This is a genomic window from Streptomyces sp. NPDC047886, assembly GCF_043204435.1.
Lineage (GTDB): Bacteria > Actinomycetota > Actinomycetes > Streptomycetales > Streptomycetaceae > Streptomyces.
On the sequence record NZ_JBIDCF010000002.1, the window covers coordinates 17,148 to 34,331 of the forward strand.

The window sequence follows — 17,184 nt, forward strand, 5'->3', positions numbered from 1 at the left end:
GCACGAACGGGGAGAAGGACATGGGATTCGAGCAGGAGTGGGCCGATCTGCGCACGGAGGCGACGCAGGCGGTGGACGGCGACGCCGGCATGCAACTGAACCAGCTGGCCCCGGAAGGCGGCGGTGGTTCGACCCCTCCCCCGGTCTACGGCCCCTGGGCCCCGGGAATGGGCCCGGGTGCCGGTCCGGGCGGCGGCTCGGGCACGTTCGGTTCGACGCCGGCGCAGAAGAGGTCCGCAGCGGGCAAGATCGAGAACGATCTGAAGCCGAGCACCCAGTGGGCGTCCGACCTGGCCGACGAGTCGATGAAGACCGCCATCAGCGGCTTCGGCGGCTGGGACACCTGCGCGGGCCTGAAGAAGGTCCAGAAGACCTGGGAGGACCAGGTCAAGATGCTCATCGGCCGGCTGAACAGGGAGCAGAACGCGCTGCTCGGCGCGCGGAGCCTGTTCATGCGCAACGACATCGGTACGTACGACGGCTTCGGGCCGCTGAACCGCAAGTCGGGCCTGGACGGCGTGTGAGGCGATGACGACGACGCCACGACACAGCGCCACGCCGGCCGGGATCTGAGAACGGGAACGGGAACGGGAACGGGGAACAGAAGCAGTGCTCACGTACCAGGAAGTCACCACCACCAAGTTCGGCCACCTGACGACGGCCGCCGACAAGTGGGACGAGGTGGCCCGCGAGTTCAAGAAGATCGAGACGAGCTACGGCGACAGCGTCCAGAAGATCACGATGGGCCCCGACTGGAGCGGCATGGCCGTGGGCACCGCCTACACCAACTTCGCCGCGACCCGCTACGAGTACGCGGCCGCCCAGACCCAGGCCAAGGCGATAGCCAAACTGCTGCGGGACGCCCACGAACAGTTCACGGAGCTGAAGGGCCGGCTGGACGGCGTCCTGTCGGGCGCCCGCGCCGAACACATGCTGATCGACGAGAATGGCAGGGCCACCCGCGACCCCAAGTCCATCAGCCGCGCGGAACAGAACGAGCTCTCCCACGTCCCCGAGGCCCAGGCGGCCAAGCGGCAGCGCGAGGAGTACTGGACCAAGCGCATCCAGGACATCGTGAAGGCGTTCGACGACGCCGACGCCGGCGTCAAGATCGCCCTGGAGGCGGTCGTCAAGGACGAGGGCATCGGCGGCAACGACGAGACGGCCGGCGTCGGCTTCAACGCCAAGGCGCAGGGCGACATCGAGGAGTACGAGGCCCGCAACGCGACGGACATCGCGACCCGGATCAACAAGGGCGAGAACGTCTCGGCCGCGGACTACGCGGAACTGAACCGATCCCTGCGCGACAACAGCAAGGACAAGACCTTCAGCCACACCTTCCTCAACAGCATGGGGGCGGAAGGGACACTCAAGCTCGCGAACAAGGTCGACTCCCTGGCCTACATCAAGGACAAGGACAACAAGGGGACGTACGAGTCCATCAAGGGCGGCCTCGCCAACACCATCGCCACGGCGAACACCGACGCCAAGTTCCAGAAGCAGTGGCGCGATGACATGAGAAACGTCGGTGTCAAGGAGTTCGACGGACCGATCGGCCCCGGCACCCCGGCCAAGGGGTCGGACGGGAAGGTCCTGGGCTACCAGGTCCTCATGGGCATCATGGAACACGGCGACACGGGAAAGTACGACCCCGACTTCGTCAAGGGCCTGACCCAGGACATCTACGCAGCCGAGAAGGACAGCAAGGGCAACATCTGGGACATCAACCAGGCGTACAACGAGAAGAACGCCTCCTGGTTCGTCAATGACCCGCTGGACAGCGCGTTGGGCATCCTCAGCAAGCATCCCGATGCCGCATCCCAGTTCCTTGACCCCGGTTCCAAGCCCGAAGGCTCGGCTCTCAACTACCTGCTTCGCGAGCGTGACTGGAAGGGCATCGTTCCCGAATTCTCGGAGTGGGGCGCTAACGTGGAAACGTCACGTGTCGCCGAGGGACCCGCAGTGGAGGACGGCGACGCTCGTGTCGGGTTCGCCGCAGCCTTGGAAGCGGCCACCACCGGGGACAAGCCGGGCACCCCCGTGGGTGCCCCCGGCCCGCACAGCGAGGTCCAGGCCCGCATCATGCACGAGACCATCGAGATTCTGGATCGGGACAGCAAGGGCGACTCCATTCCGGAGAACCTCAAGGTTCCGTTCGGACGCGCCCTCAACGACTATTCCCAGGACGTCTTCTCCATGTTGAGCGGACAGCCCTCCTACAGCCCGGGCGGACTCCCCGCTATCGAGCCGAATGGAGACCAATCCCGGATCGCCAATGGTGAACACAGCCTGATCAGGGTGATGCGCGGCGTTTCGGACGGCGTCCTCGGACAGACTCCAGAAGGCGAGCCCATACGCGTGTTCGATGCGCTCTACGAGGCTCAGAAGCAGATGGCAGCCGAGCACCTCGTATCCGCCCGGGACGCACCGCAGCACCAGGTGGACAACGTCGTCGGCGACTGGAACACCAAGTCCCGGGAAGTCTCGGCGGTGATGGGCACGATGACGGGAATCGGGTCCGACATGACGCTCGACGTCCGCGATGCCGCCGTCGGGAAGATCAACGACGACGCCCGTTACGCCTATCACGGGGTGGGCGGCATCTTCAACACCATTCCCGTGGTCGGCGATGCGGCACAGCGGATGGTGGACGCCGTGACCTACGAATGGTCCAAGGACGTCATAGCCGAAAAGAACGATGTCGCCAGGGCCAAGGACAGCAAGGACGCAGCCAGCGGCCTTACGGGAACGAACATGCTGCTCCAAGGGTGGGCGGAGCAGCGAGGTGTGGAGAATTCCGAAGCGTTCAAGAACGCCAGGGGGGAAGCAGACCAGAGCTACAAGAGCGGCCGTGAGGATGCGTACACGGCTCTGCGAACCAGGAGCTGAGAAAGAGCCATGCCGAAGAACATCACCCGTGGTTGGAAGATCACCGGACTGCTGTCCGTGGTCGCTGTAAGCCTGGCCGGCCTGCACCTCGGCATGAACACCAACATCCTGGGCGCAGATCAGCTCTGCGGTGGACGTGTGCCCTCGAAGTCGGCTGAGGCGGCCTTCTCACAGACGGGAAGGCTTTCCGATCAGGACGGCCCTACCGGCTCAAGCGATGACCGCCTGGTGTTCGACTGCACCATCGTGAGCAAGTCCGCCATTCCCGGCAGTGACGATCAAGAACTCTTCATCTCGGTGACCAGAGAACGAGCGGACTTTCCCTTCACCGACAACGGCGGGCCCAATCCAGCCACCCTCGCGTTCTTCTCGGGTGAAGCCACGGGTGCGGTAGTGGACGACGACAGGGCGTGGGTCTGGCTGCCGGTCTCCTGCGCGACGGACGAGGCGGCCGTGGTGAGAGGTGACATCCGGCGCGGTGAGGCCACCGCGGAAAGCCGAATGGCGCTCACTCGACTGCTGGTGGACACGGCGAACAGGCTCGCCGAACGCACCGGCTGCAGCGATACGACCTTGCAGGCGCCGACCACGCTGCAGCCCGCGCCCAAGGCACGCACCGCCGACCCGCAGAAGCTCTGCGGCGTCAAGGGGCTTGCGCTCCCCGCCACGGCAGCAGACTCGAACGCGAAGATCGGGGAGACTGTGCCCGAGGCTCCGAGTCCGATCTGGTCATGCTCTGTGATGCTGGATGACAACTCCGAGCCCGCTCTGCGTACGTCGGGTTATCTCACGTACTCGGTGGTACAGGATCCCGTCATCCTGGCAGGTCTGAAGAAGTCTCCCGACTATTCCGAAGCATCGCCCGTCCCGGGGTGGCAGGTTTCGGGAGTCGACGACATGCACGTGGTCGCAGACTGTTCGGGCACGGACACATACTTCGCCATGCGCTTGGGCGAGCAGTACTTCCGATCCGTGGAACGACCTGAGGCCCCGAAGTCACGAGCGCTCTTCAAAACATTCACCGACAAGGTCGGCACCGAACTCGGATGCACGGGTATCACCGGGCAGTGATACGCAAGGTAGGCGCCCGCCGTTGCCACCAGAGGTTCTGGTGGCAACGGCGGGAAGCATGGACGGACGTCCTGCGGTGAAGCTCTCCCTGAGCTGGCCCCGTCCTCTGATCACGCCCGACCGAGAAAGCCGATCAGCATCGGCGTCTCATTCGTGCAGCTGCTGGCGCCGACTAATCGGAAGCCGTCGACAGCGCCAAGGATGCTACCGGAAAGACCGCTGATCAACCATATGACTAACCCCGCCACGTCTCGTCGGTCAGCAACTGCTCTGGCCGCGACAGCAGCACTCACTTTGGCCATCGGTTCGGCAGTTTGGCTCTGGCCTCGCAGCGAGGACATCGCATCACAGGACCGAACTTGCTGGAATATTCTCACTGAACTCGACGCCGCTTCACCATCCCGATCTACAGGAGATTGCGGGGACGCCCTGGAGTCCAAGATGACTGGCAATCCAGCGGGGCGACCAGCCCCCGACGCCGCCACCGAGATGTCTCAGCAACAAATCCACGCCTTCGAGCAGGCGGTCAGTACATATGCGGCCCAGGCGAACTCCAGCAGTGCGAGCATGTCGAGTAAAACGCGATACAACCTCGCCAACGCCCTGACTTATTACCGAAATGACGTGTACGACATCCTCGGAATCAGCGTCGACTTCTCGGACCCGGACTACTCCACCGCGCCGAACAGCATCAAGGTCGACGCCTTCACCATGACCGAATTCCTCGGGGTCGTGGCCGACGATGAGGGCGCATTCCGGCTCGTCCGCGAGTCGGTCTTCGAATCTGCGGAGAATCAGATCAACTCCTTGGGAAGAAGCGACTTCACGGACGAGCCGAGGAATAATACAGGCAAGCCCTACGTAGACCAGGCATTGGGGGCAGCACGTCAAGCAGGGGCCGCAACCGGAAGCCTGCGCAAAATCCGTTTCCAGGCCCTCAAGCGTCAGCATCAGGGCGACGAAAGCAAGCTCGAAGAAGCCCTTGTCGGCGACTACAAGAGGTATCAGTTCTCCCGGCTTGCGCAAATTTTCCAGACTCGCGCGCAGGGACTTGGCGTAACCAGCACCTCCGAAGGTAAGGGGCGCCTTGAGGAAATTATTGCGACAGCGAGGGAGAGCTTCTCTCGATGAACGGGAGTGGCAGCGATCGCTGTATCGAACGCTGGCGGCGCGTCCGGCCATCACCGCCAGGGGCCGAAGCCTTCCCCCGCGATCGCTTCGGCCGCTGAACCCAGGGGCCGACCCGTTCCGAGGGGACTCCGTCCCGGGTCACAGGTCTCGACGCCACACAACCGACTGACGCAGCGCCGCGGAAGGCCCCGCACAACAAGGGCACAGCAACCGCCAAGCGGCGGCCGCCATCTATGAAGCGGCCGGCTGAACAGGGAGCAGAACGCGCTGCTCGGCGCGCGGAGCCTGTTCATGCGCAACGACATCGGGATGTACGACGGCTTCGGGCCGCTCGGCCGCGAGACATGTTCTACGAGCGTGCCGATCTGGTCGGGATCTCTCCCGAGGACCGACAGAAGTCCGACGGCCGCATGGGTGATGTGTTCGGTGGGGCGGAACGATCATCCGGTGACTGCATCAAGCGCGCGAAGGGTGCTAAGGAAGAACGATGACCAGAACCAGAAAAGCCCACCTCTTTCTCGTGTTCTTGAGTGCAGCCGTGGCGGTGGCCATTGGCGCCGCATACTTTGTCTGGCCCAGAGAGGACAGCGAAGACAAGAACCTGCAAGGATGCGTCCAAGTACTTGAACAACTGGGAGTGGGAGTCGGCGCACCCAGTTCCATCAGCGAGTGCGGAGACGCACTGGAGACCGCAATGACCGGTAGGCCTGCCGGCCAGCCCACGAAGGGCGCGGCAATCCAACTCCCCGCAAAGCAGAGCGCGGCCTTCGAAGCCGTGGCTAGAAAATACGGGGCCACCGGGCTGGATGGAACAGCAGCACCCATCCCAAGAGAGATCATCCCCAATCTGGCCAATGCTGTCACATATTACCTTCCGGATGTATACCAGATCATTGGTGGACAGGTCGACTATTCATCACCGGACCATGCAACTAAACCAAACGCAATTGACGTCGACAGTCCCGAGATGACTGACTTTCTGCGAGGACTCGCAGAAGATGAGGCTTCATTCCGACTCGTCCGCTCGGGCATGTTCGAACACATGGCCAAGGAAATCGGCACTTTGACCGATGGCGACTTCGCCGGTAAGTCGAGAGGGGAGCCTGGGCAACCCCAAAAGGGCGATACTGCGATTGGTCTCGCCCGCGTTACAGGCAAGGTAACCGGCACACTCCGCAAGGCGCGGCTTCAGGCGATTACCGCACACAGCGGCGAAAAAGTAGCGGAAGCTGCCAGAGACTACCGACTCTATGGCTTCCCGCACCTGGAGCGACTGTTCAGAAGCCGCGCTGGAGAATTTTCGGGCCACAGCACGCCCGAGCGCACAGCGCGGCTGGAAGACATCCTCTCCGAGGCGCGGGACGTGTATCTGAGGCGCGCGGGTGCACAAGATTCACACTGAACACCTCGGCGGCGGACATCACCGGACTCAACCGGACGCTCCGTGACAGCAACCAGGGGTGTCGGATGAGCTCTATGAAGCTGACCGGGCTCAGATCGCCGCTGCCTTGGCTCGCCCCGTGACAGCCCTGGGGCTGAGAACACCCGAATCGCGTGGCCCGGGTCGTGGTTGGCGACCGCGTCGGGCTCACGCCGGAAGACCGCACAGACGAGGGAGATCGTGATACAGGGAACCACCCTCCGACCCGTACCCGGGAGGCTTCTGATCGTGCTCGGGGGCTGCCTCGCGCTGTTGCTGGGCGGGGTCGGGGCGTGGCTCGTCTTCGGGCGGGAGACGACGGCCGCTCCGTGCAACGGGCTGCCCGAGCACGAGCGGGTGCGGACGTCCTTGGGAGCGGCCCTCGAACCGGGCATGAGCTGCGCCGAGGTCGGCGACGCGATCGTCAGGGCGAGCGCCGGCAGCGAGCCCGGTCGTCACACCCAGCAGCAGGCTCAGGTGCTCAAGGACGTGCTCTTCGCGCTGGAAGGCGGGAACCCGGAGAACCTGGCTCTCGACCCGGCACTGCGCGCACCCCTCGCCACCGCGCTCGCGGACTACGCTCCCGACGTCCACGAGATGCTCGCCGGCCTCGACTCCGACTACGTGACGAACGCCGGCAGGACGAACCCGCCGTGGGAGGAGGGCGGTACCTACCACCTCGCGGTGCCCCACACGTTCTTCGGCGACATCGTGCGGGCGATCTCGCAGGACCCCACGGCCTACGTCACCCTGCGCATGGCCCAGACCCGGGAGGGGGCGCGGCGGCTTGCCGCTGTCGAGGCCGGGGCCACCGGGGCCGACCTCTCGCTCCCGGCGCTGAAGAACGGGCGGGCGCTCGGTTTCCTGGACGGCATCGCGGCCACCGTCTCCGAGGACGAGGGGAAGGGCGAAGCCTGGCGCACGGCGGTCGTCGCCGGGCTGCTGCGCGAGCCCGCCACCGAGCATCGCTACCAGGACGACCCGGCCGGTCACCTCGTCACAGCGTGGCTCCGCGACCTGAAGACGACGCCGACCGGGGAGCGTTCGGACCGTCTCGCCACCCAGGCGGTCGACATGGCCCGCACCTGGACCGGAGCGCGGGGCACTGACGAGCCGACACGGCAGGCCCTGCTGAGCGAAGTGGAGGAGACCCGGCTCAGCGTCTACCGGGACGTGACCCGGTGACCCCTCCCGCCCGCCCGTCCACTGGACGGCCGGTGCCGGGTCGGCGGGCGTATCGGGTGTATGCGGTCAAGGCGCTCGCCTGCGGCGACAGCACGGGCGGCGGGGTTCTATCGTTCACTCGCCGATCATCCGGATCGGGTCCTGGCTGAAAACCGCGACGAGCACAAGGAACAGGCATGTCCGAGATACCCGTGACCGAGGCCGCCCCCAAGACCGCGAGATTCGGGCCCCGGGTCCTCGTACCGGCGGTCGCCTGCGTCGTGGCCGTCGGTGGGACCGGGGCCTGGCTGGCGCTGGGGTCGGGCGGTGGCTCCGGCGCGTGTACGGCCCTGGTCAAGGATCCGCGCATCGAGCGGGCGCTCGGCGACGCGTACGAAGATGACCTGAGCTGCGAGGACCTCGGCGAGGCGATCCAGGAGGCCGCCGTCGGGGACGAGCCGCAGCGGCGCCACTCCAAGGAGCAGGCCCAGGCGATGAAGAGCGTCATCTACGCCCTGGACGACGAGATCCGCCGGGCCGGCCCCGGCCAGAAGCTCCATGCCGAACTGCGCGGGCCCGTCGCCGCCGCACTCGCGGACTATGTGGTCGACACCCACCGGATGCTGGGCGTAGGCGACGCCCAGTACACCCGCAACGCCTCCCCCGCCGATGACGCCTGGGAGGCCAAGGACGGGTTCCACATGGCCGTTCTCAAGGACCCGCTGCTGCGGGTCATGCGTGCCGTGTCGGACGACCCCGACGCGTACGTGCGCCTGCGGACCGCCGAGACCCGGTACGCCGCCGACGAACTCGCCGCCGTCGACCGCAAGGCGGCCGGGTTCGCCCTGTCCGTACCCCCGTCCAGCGCGGCCCGCGCGTTCGCCGCCCTCGACGCGGTCGCCACGGACGTGATGCGCGACCGTACGAAGGAGGAGGCCGACGCCTGGCAGCGGAGCGTCATCGACGCCCTCGCCGATGACGACTCCGACGACGTGCCGTCCTTCGAGGACCGGCCCGCCGAGCACATCACCGGCACCTGGCGGAAGGGCCTCGCCACCGCCAAGGCGGAGGAACGGGCACCGTATCTGGAGCGCCAGGGCGCCGACATGACCCGTATCTGGGGTCAGGCACGCGGCATGAAGGCCACCGCCCTGTCCGGACTCGTCAACGGCTCCGTCAACCGCGCGGACGCCGCCCGCGTCGAGTTCCTCGGCAGACTGGCCGGCTGACGTTCCGTCGTTCTCGTGTCGCGCTGCGCTCACCTGCGGATAATTGACCCCGCAACGCTGTACCACCGCCACCGGCACGAAGGGGAAGCGCCTGATGGGCACTCAGCAGGAGAAGGACGAGCTGTACGCGCTCGACATCAGCGGGGTGGAGTGGCAGGGCGCCCCGGGCACGAGTCCGGACGAGGAGCGCGTGGAGATCGCCCACCTGCCGGGCGGTGCCGTCGCCATGCGGTCGTCCCTCGACCCCGACACCGTGCTGCGCTACACCGAGGCGGAGTGGCGCGCGTTCGTCCTGGGCGCGAAAGACGGTGAGTTCGACCTGCAGTGAGCCGAGCCGGTCGACGCCGGGGGGTCCGCTCTGCGCGGCGGCCTCCCCCGGCGTCGTCTCGTCCATCGGCCGGGCTACACCCCCTCGAACGGGCCCGGCGGCCTCGGAAGCGACCCGGCGCACGCCGCACACGCGTAGACGGTGAACCCCGGCCCCGAAGCCGCATGCACCTCGCACACCACGACCGGGGTGTCGGTCAGCCGCTCGCAGCGCACGCACATCCGCACCGGGCGGCGACCGGTTCCGGCAGGCCTCCAGGGCCCCCTCCGGCAGTCGGCCGCACACACCAGCACCTGCGCACCGGACGGGTACCGCTCACCGGTCGCCCGCAGCGGTCCGTCCCGATCACCACAACGGAAGCAGTCGGGCTCCTCCTCGCTCACAGGGTCACCGCCAGGGCGTCGAGCCGCCACGCCCGCCGCTCGTCAGCGACGAGATACGGACGGACCATCACCGTCGCGGCGCCGTCCAGCGGCACGTCCAGCCCGTACGGGGAACGCGGTACGGGTAGCCGGCCCCGCACCGGACGCCCGGGCGCCGCCGTGGCCACGGCCGGGCTGGGGCGACCCGTGGCAGACGTACGTCGAACCGGCCGCCGCCGGTGCCGGCCACTCGCGGGTCCTGAAGCGAACCTGAGTCTCGCCCAGAGGAGGAGGGCGCGGATAGGGTCCTTCATGTCGGTCTGCTCCTGACAGGTCGGCCATGCCCCGGGACGGCTTGCCTCCGTCGCCGGGGTCTTCTCGGTCCTGGACAACCGTAGCGGCTACATCATGCTTGTACATGCTTAAGCATGTTGATACCCGGACGCACTCACTCGTTCGTGTGCGTCTACGTTCTTGGTATGGAGTTCGCTGCAGACCGCTACAGGTGGGTTCAGGTCGCCGAGGAGCTGCGGAAACGCATCACCGACGGCACATACCGGCCGCGTCAACCGATGCCGTCGGAGAACCAGCTCATAGGAGAGTTCGGCATCGCGCGCGGAACCGCCCGCAAGGTGATCGCGCACCTCCGGGACGAGGGCGTCGTCTACACCGTTCCGCGTCTGGGCACGTTCGTGTCGGAGCAGCGGCCCCAGGAGCCGGGGGCGCCGGGTCACTGATCCGGCCCGAACATGCCAGAAGGGGCACGCTCCGGTGGAGCGGGCCCCTTCTCGTACCCCCGAGGGGTCGGTGTCAGTAAGCCTCGGTGAACAGGCGCGAGGCCTTCACGTCGGTCGAGCGGTAGCTGTCCTTGCCGTTCTCGATGATCTTGGCGACCATCTCCAGGCGGTCCCTCATGTCCTCGGCCCGCTTCTTGTACTTGCCCTGGAGGATCGTGTACTCCTGGTGCGCGTCACCGTCCCACGTGCCCGTGACGACTTTCAGCGCGGCGTCCATCTCCATCAGGTCGTTGACGATGTTCTGCGAGACGGCGCGAATACGGTTCGCCATCTCCTGGACGCTCTCATACCGGACCTTGGTACCGATGTCATCCCCGGCCATGCTGTTCCCCTTCGCGTGTCAGTGAGTATGTGCGGCGGCACCCGGGCGCGAGCGCCGCGCTGAAGTCGCTCAGATGTTGTTCAGAGCCGACTTGTTGGCGGCGGCGAACGTGGCGCGCACGTCCTCGTCGTTGGCGTTGCTGAGGTTCTTGGTCTGGCCGACCGCGTTCAGCAGTACGTTGAGCAGACGGCGAATGGTGTCGTGGTCCTCGTTGAGGAGGACCTGGGCCTTCTTGAAGCCCTGGGCACCCACACCGGTCCAGCCGGCGCTGCACGTCTCCAGGATGTTGGCCAGCTCACGCGCCTGCTTGCTCACCGCGGTGCCGGTCTCCATGACCTTGTTCTTCGCCTGGACGACCGGGTCGTCGGCAAGTCCGAACCCGCCTGCGGGGTTGGTCATATGAAGCTCCTTGTTGTGGGAGTGGTCGTCATGCGTGCAGCTACGCTCTCCTGCTGCGTACGCTCACCGCCACGACGACGCCGATGACGACGACGCCGGCGGCGGCACTGGCGACGATGGCCCAGAGCGGAAGGCCGCCCTCATCGGACCCGGCCGCCGTCTCAGGAGCCTTGGACGGCGATCCCTGGGACGACTGGCCGCCGTCGCTCGCCCCCGTGCTCTCAGGAGAGGGGGAGGTCTGTGGTGCGGGTGACTGACTCGCCCGCGCGGCGAGCAGCGGGTTGACGTCCGGCGGGCCCGGGTCGCCCTTGCCCTCCAGGAGGACCTGGGCGGGGCGGATGGAGCCGTAGCCGATGTACTTGCTCGGCACCGGGCCGACGTGACCGGCGGTCTCCATCATGACGCGCAGGACCTGGTTGGCGGTCCAGTCGGGGTGCGCGGACCAGATCAGCGCGGCGGACGCGGAGGCGATGGCGGTGGCTTGGCTGGTGCCGAACGTCTCGCAGTAGGTGTTCTTGTCGTTGGAGCAGCGGCCGGGGATGTCGTCTCCGGGGGCGGCGAGTGCGACGTGGTCACCGTAGTTGGAGAACTTGGTCACCTTGCCCTTGGTGTCCAGCGCTCCGACCGCGATCACACCGGGGATGCCCGCCGGGTGCCTCTTCGCCTCGAGACCGTTGTTACCGGCGCTGGCAAGCACCAGTGCGCCCTTCTGCAGGGCGTAGTCGACGGCCGCCTGCCACTGTGCGGTCTCGTCCTGGTCATCGGATCCACCGAAGGACATGTTGATGACCTTCGCACCGTTGTCCACGGCGTAGCGGATGCCCTTGGTGGCGGGCCCCAGCGCCATGAGTCCGTGGATGCCTACCTTCACCGGCAGGATCTTCGCTTCGGGCGCCAGGCCTTTGACGCCACCACCGAGGCCGTTCCCGGCGATGGTCATCGCCATGTTGGTGCCGTGCCGCTCCCGGTCCTTCTCGTCGATACGGCCCGGGCCGCCTCCTTCGTCGAAGAAGTTGCGGCCGGGCAGGACCTGGACACCCTGGAGTTCAGACACCGTGGAGTCGACGCCGGTGTCCAGGACGGCGACCGTGATCCCCTTGCCCGTGGATACCTTCCACAGCTGCTCGGCCTTCATCGCGTCCAGGTACCACTGACGCGCGCGCATGTCCTCGGCCTGGGCCGCGGGCGCTCCCACTGTCCAGAAGGCGATCACCGCTGTCAGGGCACCGAGAAGACCGATCGCACGCCTGTGGAAGGGTCGGGCAAGGGGGGACATCAGTGGAGCTCCTAGTCGATGACGGGCGGAACGATCTTGCGCTGACCCATCGCCCACGTCTCTTCGTCCTCGGCCAGGTAGTCGGGTCGCGTGGAGGACCCCCGGCGCTCTTCCTGGGGCGAGGCTGTCGAGGCGGGCGGGCGGACCAGGCCGGTCCCGCCAGGTGTGAACGCGCCGCGCCCACTGGCACCTGACGCACCAGGAGCCCCGACGGTTCCACCAGGCTGGGTCGCCAGTCGACGGCCACCACCCGTACCTGCTCCGGGTGCGCCCTGCATTCCGGCACCGTACCCGGGCATGCCGGCTCCACGGCCGAACCCGGTGCGCTCCTCGCCGACCACGGTTCCCATGGGCAGTCGAGGCATGACAGGGCCACCGGCCCGGCCCGGCATCTGCTTCCCACCGACGATGCCGTCACCGCCCCCGGCGCGAGGCGGCAGCGCACCGAACGGACCCGTGCCGCGCGGTCCGCCGGTACCGGTCGGAACGGATGGCGTGCGGGACGGGCCACCGCCGGTCTGCGGGCCCACCACCGGAGCGACGGGCGGGAGCAGCGGACCGGGCGGAGTGTTGGGTCCACCAGCCGTCGGCGGCGTTACCGGAGCCTGCGGCCCGGGACGGGTAGTCGATTCCGGAGGAAGCGTGCCGACACTGTCGAGGTTCGTGCCAACGGGAACCTCCGGCACCACAGGTGGTGCGGTAGGACGGATCACCGGCTCGGAGACCTGTCGACCGGCCGAGCTCGCCGAAGCACCCCCCGCCGTCGAGTACGGCGATCCGGCGTAGGCGCCCCCGCCGGACGAGTACGTCGAGCCCGCACCTGCGCCGCCGCCGGAGGCGTAGGCCCGTTCCCCGGTCTCAGGAGGCCTAGGCGGAGCGAACTCCGGCTCCGGCTGAGAAGCGATCCGCTCGTGCGTCGTCTTGTAGTACGACGACAGCCGCTCCAGCTGGTGGATCGCCTCCTGGAGCTTCGGGCCGGTCTCCGCCTCGATGCGGGCCTTCTCCTTGTCCGGGTCCGCGAAGCACATACCGGCCGGCTTGGGAATGGCCTTCTTCGCCTCGCTCAGCGCCTGACCCGCGCGCTGCATCTCGCTCGCCACGACCTGGGTGAAGTCGCCGAGCCTCAGGGTCTCCGAGACCATGTCGGCGCCCCAGATCCGGAACGCGTCGCCGCCCTCGCCCTTCCACTGCACGTTGTCGATGTAGAGGCGCAGATCCGTGGCGATGCTGATGATTTCCGGAATCGCCGCTTCCAAGGCGTCGCCCACTGCGGTGAGTTCGCCCGGCCTGGCGGAGGCGATCATCGCGTACAGAGCATCCAGGGACTTGCCCTCGAACTCGCTTCCTGCCATGTGTCCGTACTCCCCCGTCAGCTGAATCCGCCGGAATCACCGGTGTCGGCGGGCTGCTTCGGCTTGGTCTCACCCTTGCCCGTGCCGTCCTGAGCGGTGTTCGGCTTGTAGAAGTCCTCGTTGCGCTTCTGGATCTGCTCGAAGCGCTCCTTCTCTTCCTGGTCGATACCGCCGTAGCCCTTCTGGGCGATATCCACGGTGATCCCCAGCGCCTCGATCGTCTCGCCGAACGTCCGGGACAGTCCCTCCAGGCGGGTGCGTACCTTTTCGTACGCGGTGTGGAGGTCCGTCGCCGCGCTGAAGCCCGTGCCGTACGCGTCCGCTGTGACCTTCTGCTCACCGATCTTCTTGTGTTCCGCCGGCGACTCCGCCAGCGACCTCAGAAGTTCGTCCATGCGGTTCCGGAACGTCTGGAGGGTTACCCCTTTGACGTCCAGGCCCTTGCCGCCCCCGATCGGCGCTTCCACTTCAGTGCCCCCTCGTCACACTCGTGAATCCGATCATCACTCTAGTCAATACCTACCCATGGCCCAACACGCGTTACCGGTCTGCCGTGAGAGGCATTTCACTCGGCTCGCACATGCCTCCGGCGTCTGCGGCCGGTGTCTCTGATCACCGTCGCCGTGCCCGCCACCACCGCGACCAGGATCCCCGCGATGCCGAGCGCGTACGTCGCCAGGCGTTCGTCGCGCTCCTGGGGGGTTTCCGTCATGGCCAGGTGGGCGGCTTCGGGCGCCGGGGGCTTGGGTGGGCCCGGGTCGGGGCGAGGGGCCTCGATGGGGCCCGCGTCGCCGTCCAGGGCGCGTACCGGGTCGACCACGCCCCAACCGACGTAGTTGTCATGGCCGTTGATGGAGCGCTCGGCCGTCTGCTCGATCTGCGCGACGACCTGGTTGGCCTTCCACTTGGGGTACTTGGCCCGGATCAGGGCGGCGACGCCCGCCACGTAGGGGGCGGAGAAGCTGGTGCCGTTGTCGACGCACTGGCCGCCGCCGGGGACCGTCGAGACGACGTCCACGCCGGGGGCGGCGACGCCGACGAACTCGCCCGCCTGGGAGAAGGCCGCGCGTTCGTTGTTGCGGTCCGACGACGCGACCGCCAGGACGCCCTGGAAGGCGGCCGGGTAGGTGTTCTTCAGCTTGCCGTCCAGGCCGTCGTTGCCCGCCGACGCCACCACCACGATGTCCTTGGCCAGGGCTCGGGCGACCGCCTTGCCGAGGTTGGAGTCCGGGCCGAGGGCCTGCGTGGTGTCCTGGGAGATGTTGATGACGTGGGCGCCCTTGGCGATGGCGTGGTCGATCGCGTCGGCCATCGTGTTGGACGTGCCGCTGTTCTTCTCGTCGTTCTGGCGGATCGGGATGATCGTCGCCTCCGGCGCGAGGCCGACGAAGCCGGTGCCCTTGCGGGGCCGGGCCGCGATGATGCCGGCGACCTTGGTGCCGTGGCCGACCTCGTCCACCGTGCCGTCGGTCTTCCCGCGTTTGCTGTCGCGGTCGTCCTTCTCGGGCTTGAGGAAGTCCGCGCCCGCCTTCGCGTCGACGGCGGGTTTCAGCTGGGGGTTGACGTCGTCCACGCCGGTGTCGATGACGGCGACCCGTACGCCCTCGCCCTTGGTGTCCTGCCACAGCTCGTCCAGCAGCACCCGCTGGAGCGGCCACGGCGTGCCCTCGATCTGCTTCTTCATCGGGAACGTGCACTCGCCGCTGCCGTTCAGGTACAGCCGGGGTGGCTGGGGCGCCTCGGCGGCGTGGGCGGCGGAGGCCGGGGTGAGCAGCGCCGCGGCGGACGCCAGCGCGGCGGCCGCGGTCAGGGTGCGGTACGGCATGGTCGTCCCCATTCCCCTTACGAACCCTGCGGCTGGCGCGCGCTGTTGGTGTCGAGGCGCGGCCCCTTGGACAGGAACTCCGACCAGACGATGGGGACGAGCGACGGCGTCACCTTCTCGTATCCGAGCCGTATCTGCGCCTGGCTCGGCTCGGGGCGGCCGTCCTCGGCCTTCGACTGGTCGCCGGTGCCGATGTCGGAGCGCTCGGAGTCGCTGTCGCCGTTGGCCTGGACCGCGTAGCGCAGCCCGGTGTCGGTGACGAGGAACAGGGACCCGTCGGGCCGGGTCTGCTTGCCCTGGACCTGGGTGTAGAGGAGCCCGGTGCCGGGGGTGACGTATGTACTGGTGCCGCCGGCGGTGATGTCGGCGGGGTAGGTGGTGCCGGCCCAGGTGGACAGGGTGGTGCGGCCCTTGTCGTCCACCTTGCGCAGAACGCTGCACACGGTGTCGCGGGCGCCGCCGTCGCCGCCGCCGGTCGCGTTGACCTGCTCGGCGCGTTCGGCGGGCCAGCGGTACTCGGCGCCGAAGTCCCGCGCTTCGGGCGCGAAGGACGCCGCGTCGACGGTGGACGGCTTGCCGTCCATGTCGAGGTCGTCGGTCTGCGGGCTGTTGATGAGCAGCCATGCCGTGAAGTCGGACACCGGCTGGACCTTGCCGGGCAGGACGACGTAGTGCTGCGGGCCCGAGCCGGTCTGGGCCTGGAGGACCATGCCGACCCGGTCCTCGGCGTCGCTCAGCCCGCCGCCGATGCCCGCGTCGGCGCCGACCGTGCCGGGGATGACGGGGAAGTCGACGGGGCTGCCCTCGTGGAGCGTGGCCAGCCAGTCCTCGGTGACGGGCTGCGGCTCCTCGCTGCCGACGAGGGCGCGGGTGAGGACGGCCGCGTCGGTGGGCGTGCCGCGCACCTCGTACCTGGTGCCTGACGCGTCGACCAGGTACCGGGTGCCCTTCTGCCCCTTCACGTACAGGACCTGGCCGCCCGACAGGCGCTGCTTGCCTTCGGTGAGGCCGAAGTCCCGTTCGGCGAACACGAACGTGGCCTTCTGCACGCTGGAGCCCTTGCCGCCGCCGGGCTGAACGCACACCGCCCAGCGCTTGGCCTTCGCCGCCTCGGTGTCGCTGGGGAGGCGGTCCGGGGCGTACGGGATGCCGAGGATGGGGCCGCGCGGCGGCTTGCCCGCGTCCAGGATGTCGTCACTGACCTGGATCACCGCGAACTTCTGCGGCAGGAGCAGCAGACGGGCGGAGGCGAGGTTCAGCACGGGGTGCAGCAGCGTCTTCTTGTCCTTGCCCTTGCCCGTGGTGAGGACCACGTAGCGGGTCGTGGACTGCTTGCCGACGATCACCTTCTCGCCGGGGTTGTCCCAGCCCTTGGGCGCCTTGGGCTTGAACATGCCCCAGGCACCGAACCCGGCCAGGACCAGGGCGGCCACGATCAGGCTGGGCAGGACGGCGCGCAGCGGGCGCGGCGCCCCCTCCTCCGTACCCGCGGCCGAGGGTTGGAGGAATGCGGCCACCGTGCGTTTCTTCGCAAAGGTGTATGCGTTGAGCTCATCCCGCCGTGATGCCATGAGTCCCCGTCTTCGAATTCTTCGAAAGGCACGGTCCGCCATGAGCGA

16 protein-coding genes are annotated in these 17,184 nt (G+C 67.6%); 9 read left to right on the top strand and 7 right to left on the bottom strand.

Annotation, left to right across the window (positions count from 1 at the left end; genetic code table 11):
- Positions 1 to 20 precede the first annotated feature (20 nt).
- From ACGF5U_RS05865 to ACGF5U_RS05905, 9 genes are all read left to right on the top strand, one after another.
- Positions 21 to 524 (top strand): hypothetical protein, encoded by a 504-nt coding sequence (locus tag ACGF5U_RS05865; protein ID WP_392710703.1) that lies wholly within the window; start codon positions 21 to 23, stop codon positions 522 to 524.
- 85 nt (positions 525 to 609) lie between these two features.
- Positions 610 to 2,889 carry a hypothetical protein gene (locus ACGF5U_RS05870; protein ID WP_392710704.1) on the top strand — a complete coding sequence of 760 codons (2,280 nt, stop codon included), beginning with the start codon at positions 610 to 612 and terminating at the stop codon, positions 2,887 to 2,889.
- A 9-nt stretch (positions 2,890 to 2,898) separates the two neighbouring features.
- Complete coding sequence (locus ACGF5U_RS05875; protein WP_392710706.1) at positions 2,899 to 3,960, top strand: hypothetical protein; 1,062 nt, start codon at positions 2,899 to 2,901, stop codon at positions 3,958 to 3,960.
- A 441-nt stretch (positions 3,961 to 4,401) separates the two neighbouring features.
- On the top strand, positions 4,402 to 5,091 hold the full coding sequence (locus ACGF5U_RS05880) for a hypothetical protein (protein WP_392710707.1): 690 nt from the start codon (positions 4,402 to 4,404) through the stop codon (positions 5,089 to 5,091).
- Positions 5,092 to 5,578: 487 nt separating this feature from the next.
- Positions 5,579 to 6,493, top strand: coding sequence for a hypothetical protein (locus ACGF5U_RS05885; RefSeq protein WP_392710709.1), 915 nt, complete (start codon positions 5,579 to 5,581; stop codon positions 6,491 to 6,493).
- A gap of 267 nt (positions 6,494 to 6,760) precedes the next feature.
- Entirely contained in the window at positions 6,761 to 7,696 is a 936-nt protein-coding gene (locus tag ACGF5U_RS05890; protein WP_392710710.1) for a hypothetical protein, read from the top strand.
- Between the two features lie 176 nt (positions 7,697 to 7,872).
- Positions 7,873 to 8,904, top strand: a complete 1,032-nt coding sequence (locus ACGF5U_RS05895) for a hypothetical protein (protein ID WP_392710711.1) — start codon at positions 7,873 to 7,875, stop codon at positions 8,902 to 8,904.
- A 94-nt stretch (positions 8,905 to 8,998) separates the two neighbouring features.
- The gene (locus ACGF5U_RS05900) at positions 8,999 to 9,232 is read left to right on the top strand and encodes a DUF397 domain-containing protein (protein WP_392710712.1); all 234 of its coding nucleotides are present in this window, start codon (positions 8,999 to 9,001) and stop codon (positions 9,230 to 9,232) included.
- An 841-nt stretch (positions 9,233 to 10,073) separates the two neighbouring features.
- Positions 10,074 to 10,331, top strand: a complete 258-nt coding sequence (locus ACGF5U_RS05905) for a GntR family transcriptional regulator (protein ID WP_392710714.1) — start codon at positions 10,074 to 10,076, stop codon at positions 10,329 to 10,331.
- Between the two features lie 73 nt (positions 10,332 to 10,404).
- On the opposite strand, the gene ACGF5U_RS05910 is transcribed toward ACGF5U_RS05905, so the two are convergent.
- The 7 genes from ACGF5U_RS05910 to eccB all read right to left on the bottom strand — a co-directional run bounded on the left by ACGF5U_RS05910 (position 10,405) and on the right by eccB (position 17,136).
- Complete coding sequence (locus tag ACGF5U_RS05910; protein WP_392710715.1) at positions 10,405 to 10,713, bottom strand: WXG100 family type VII secretion target; 309 nt, start codon at positions 10,711 to 10,713, stop codon at positions 10,405 to 10,407.
- A gap of 69 nt (positions 10,714 to 10,782) precedes the next feature.
- On the bottom strand, positions 10,783 to 11,112 hold the full coding sequence (locus ACGF5U_RS05915) for a hypothetical protein (RefSeq protein WP_392710717.1): 330 nt from the start codon (positions 11,110 to 11,112) through the stop codon (positions 10,783 to 10,785).
- A 40-nt stretch (positions 11,113 to 11,152) separates the two neighbouring features.
- Positions 11,153 to 12,277, bottom strand: coding sequence for a S8 family serine peptidase (locus ACGF5U_RS05920; protein WP_392710718.1), 1,125 nt, complete (start codon positions 12,275 to 12,277; stop codon positions 11,153 to 11,155).
- 122 nt (positions 12,278 to 12,399) lie between these two features.
- Positions 12,400 to 13,740, bottom strand: coding sequence for a hypothetical protein (locus tag ACGF5U_RS05925; RefSeq protein ID WP_392710720.1), 1,341 nt, complete (start codon positions 13,738 to 13,740; stop codon positions 12,400 to 12,402).
- A gap of 17 nt (positions 13,741 to 13,757) precedes the next feature.
- Complete coding sequence (locus ACGF5U_RS05930; protein ID WP_392710721.1) at positions 13,758 to 14,135, bottom strand: hypothetical protein; 378 nt, start codon at positions 14,133 to 14,135, stop codon at positions 13,758 to 13,760.
- Positions 14,136 to 14,305: 170 nt separating this feature from the next.
- A complete protein-coding gene (gene mycP, locus ACGF5U_RS05935) occupies positions 14,306 to 15,565 on the bottom strand; it encodes a type VII secretion-associated serine protease mycosin (RefSeq protein ID WP_392710723.1) in 1,260 nt (419 codons plus the stop codon).
- Positions 15,566 to 15,582: 17 nt separating this feature from the next.
- Positions 15,583 to 17,136 (bottom strand): type VII secretion protein EccB, encoded by a 1,554-nt coding sequence (gene eccB / locus ACGF5U_RS05940; RefSeq protein ID WP_392710724.1) that lies wholly within the window; start codon positions 17,134 to 17,136, stop codon positions 15,583 to 15,585.
- Positions 17,137 to 17,184 lie beyond the last annotated feature (48 nt).

Bases quoted from the DNA above. Each gene is read 5' to 3' on its own strand.
- ACGF5U_RS05905 (WP_392710714.1), top strand. From the start codon at position 10,074: ATGGAGTTCGCTGCAGACCGCTACAGGTGGGTTCAGGTCGCCGAGGAG.
- ACGF5U_RS05920 (WP_392710718.1), bottom strand. From the start codon at position 12,277: ATGCGCGCGCGTCAGTGGTACCTGGACGCGATGAAGGCCGAGCAGCTG.
- ACGF5U_RS05885 (WP_392710709.1), top strand. From the start codon at position 5,579: ATGACCAGAACCAGAAAAGCCCACCTCTTTCTCGTGTTCTTGAGTGCA.
- mycP (WP_392710723.1), bottom strand. From the start codon at position 15,565: ATGCCGTACCGCACCCTGACCGCGGCCGCCGCGCTGGCGTCCGCCGCG.
- ACGF5U_RS05925 (WP_392710720.1), bottom strand. From the start codon at position 13,740: ATGGCAGGAAGCGAGTTCGAGGGCAAGTCCCTGGATGCTCTGTACGCG.
- ACGF5U_RS05930 (WP_392710721.1), bottom strand. From the start codon at position 14,135: ATGGACGAACTTCTGAGGTCGCTGGCGGAGTCGCCGGCGGAACACAAG.
- ACGF5U_RS05915 (WP_392710717.1), bottom strand. From the start codon at position 11,112: ATGACCAACCCCGCAGGCGGGTTCGGACTTGCCGACGACCCGGTCGTC.
- ACGF5U_RS05880 (WP_392710707.1), top strand. From the start codon at position 4,402: ATGACTGGCAATCCAGCGGGGCGACCAGCCCCCGACGCCGCCACCGAG.
- ACGF5U_RS05875 (WP_392710706.1), top strand. From the start codon at position 2,899: ATGCCGAAGAACATCACCCGTGGTTGGAAGATCACCGGACTGCTGTCC.
- ACGF5U_RS05895 (WP_392710711.1), top strand. From the start codon at position 7,873: ATGTCCGAGATACCCGTGACCGAGGCCGCCCCCAAGACCGCGAGATTC.
- ACGF5U_RS05865 (WP_392710703.1), top strand. From the start codon at position 21: ATGGGATTCGAGCAGGAGTGGGCCGATCTGCGCACGGAGGCGACGCAG.
- eccB (WP_392710724.1), bottom strand. From the start codon at position 17,136: ATGGCATCACGGCGGGATGAGCTCAACGCATACACCTTTGCGAAGAAA.
- ACGF5U_RS05910 (WP_392710715.1), bottom strand. From the start codon at position 10,713: ATGGCCGGGGATGACATCGGTACCAAGGTCCGGTATGAGAGCGTCCAG.
- ACGF5U_RS05900 (WP_392710712.1), top strand. From the start codon at position 8,999: ATGGGCACTCAGCAGGAGAAGGACGAGCTGTACGCGCTCGACATCAGC.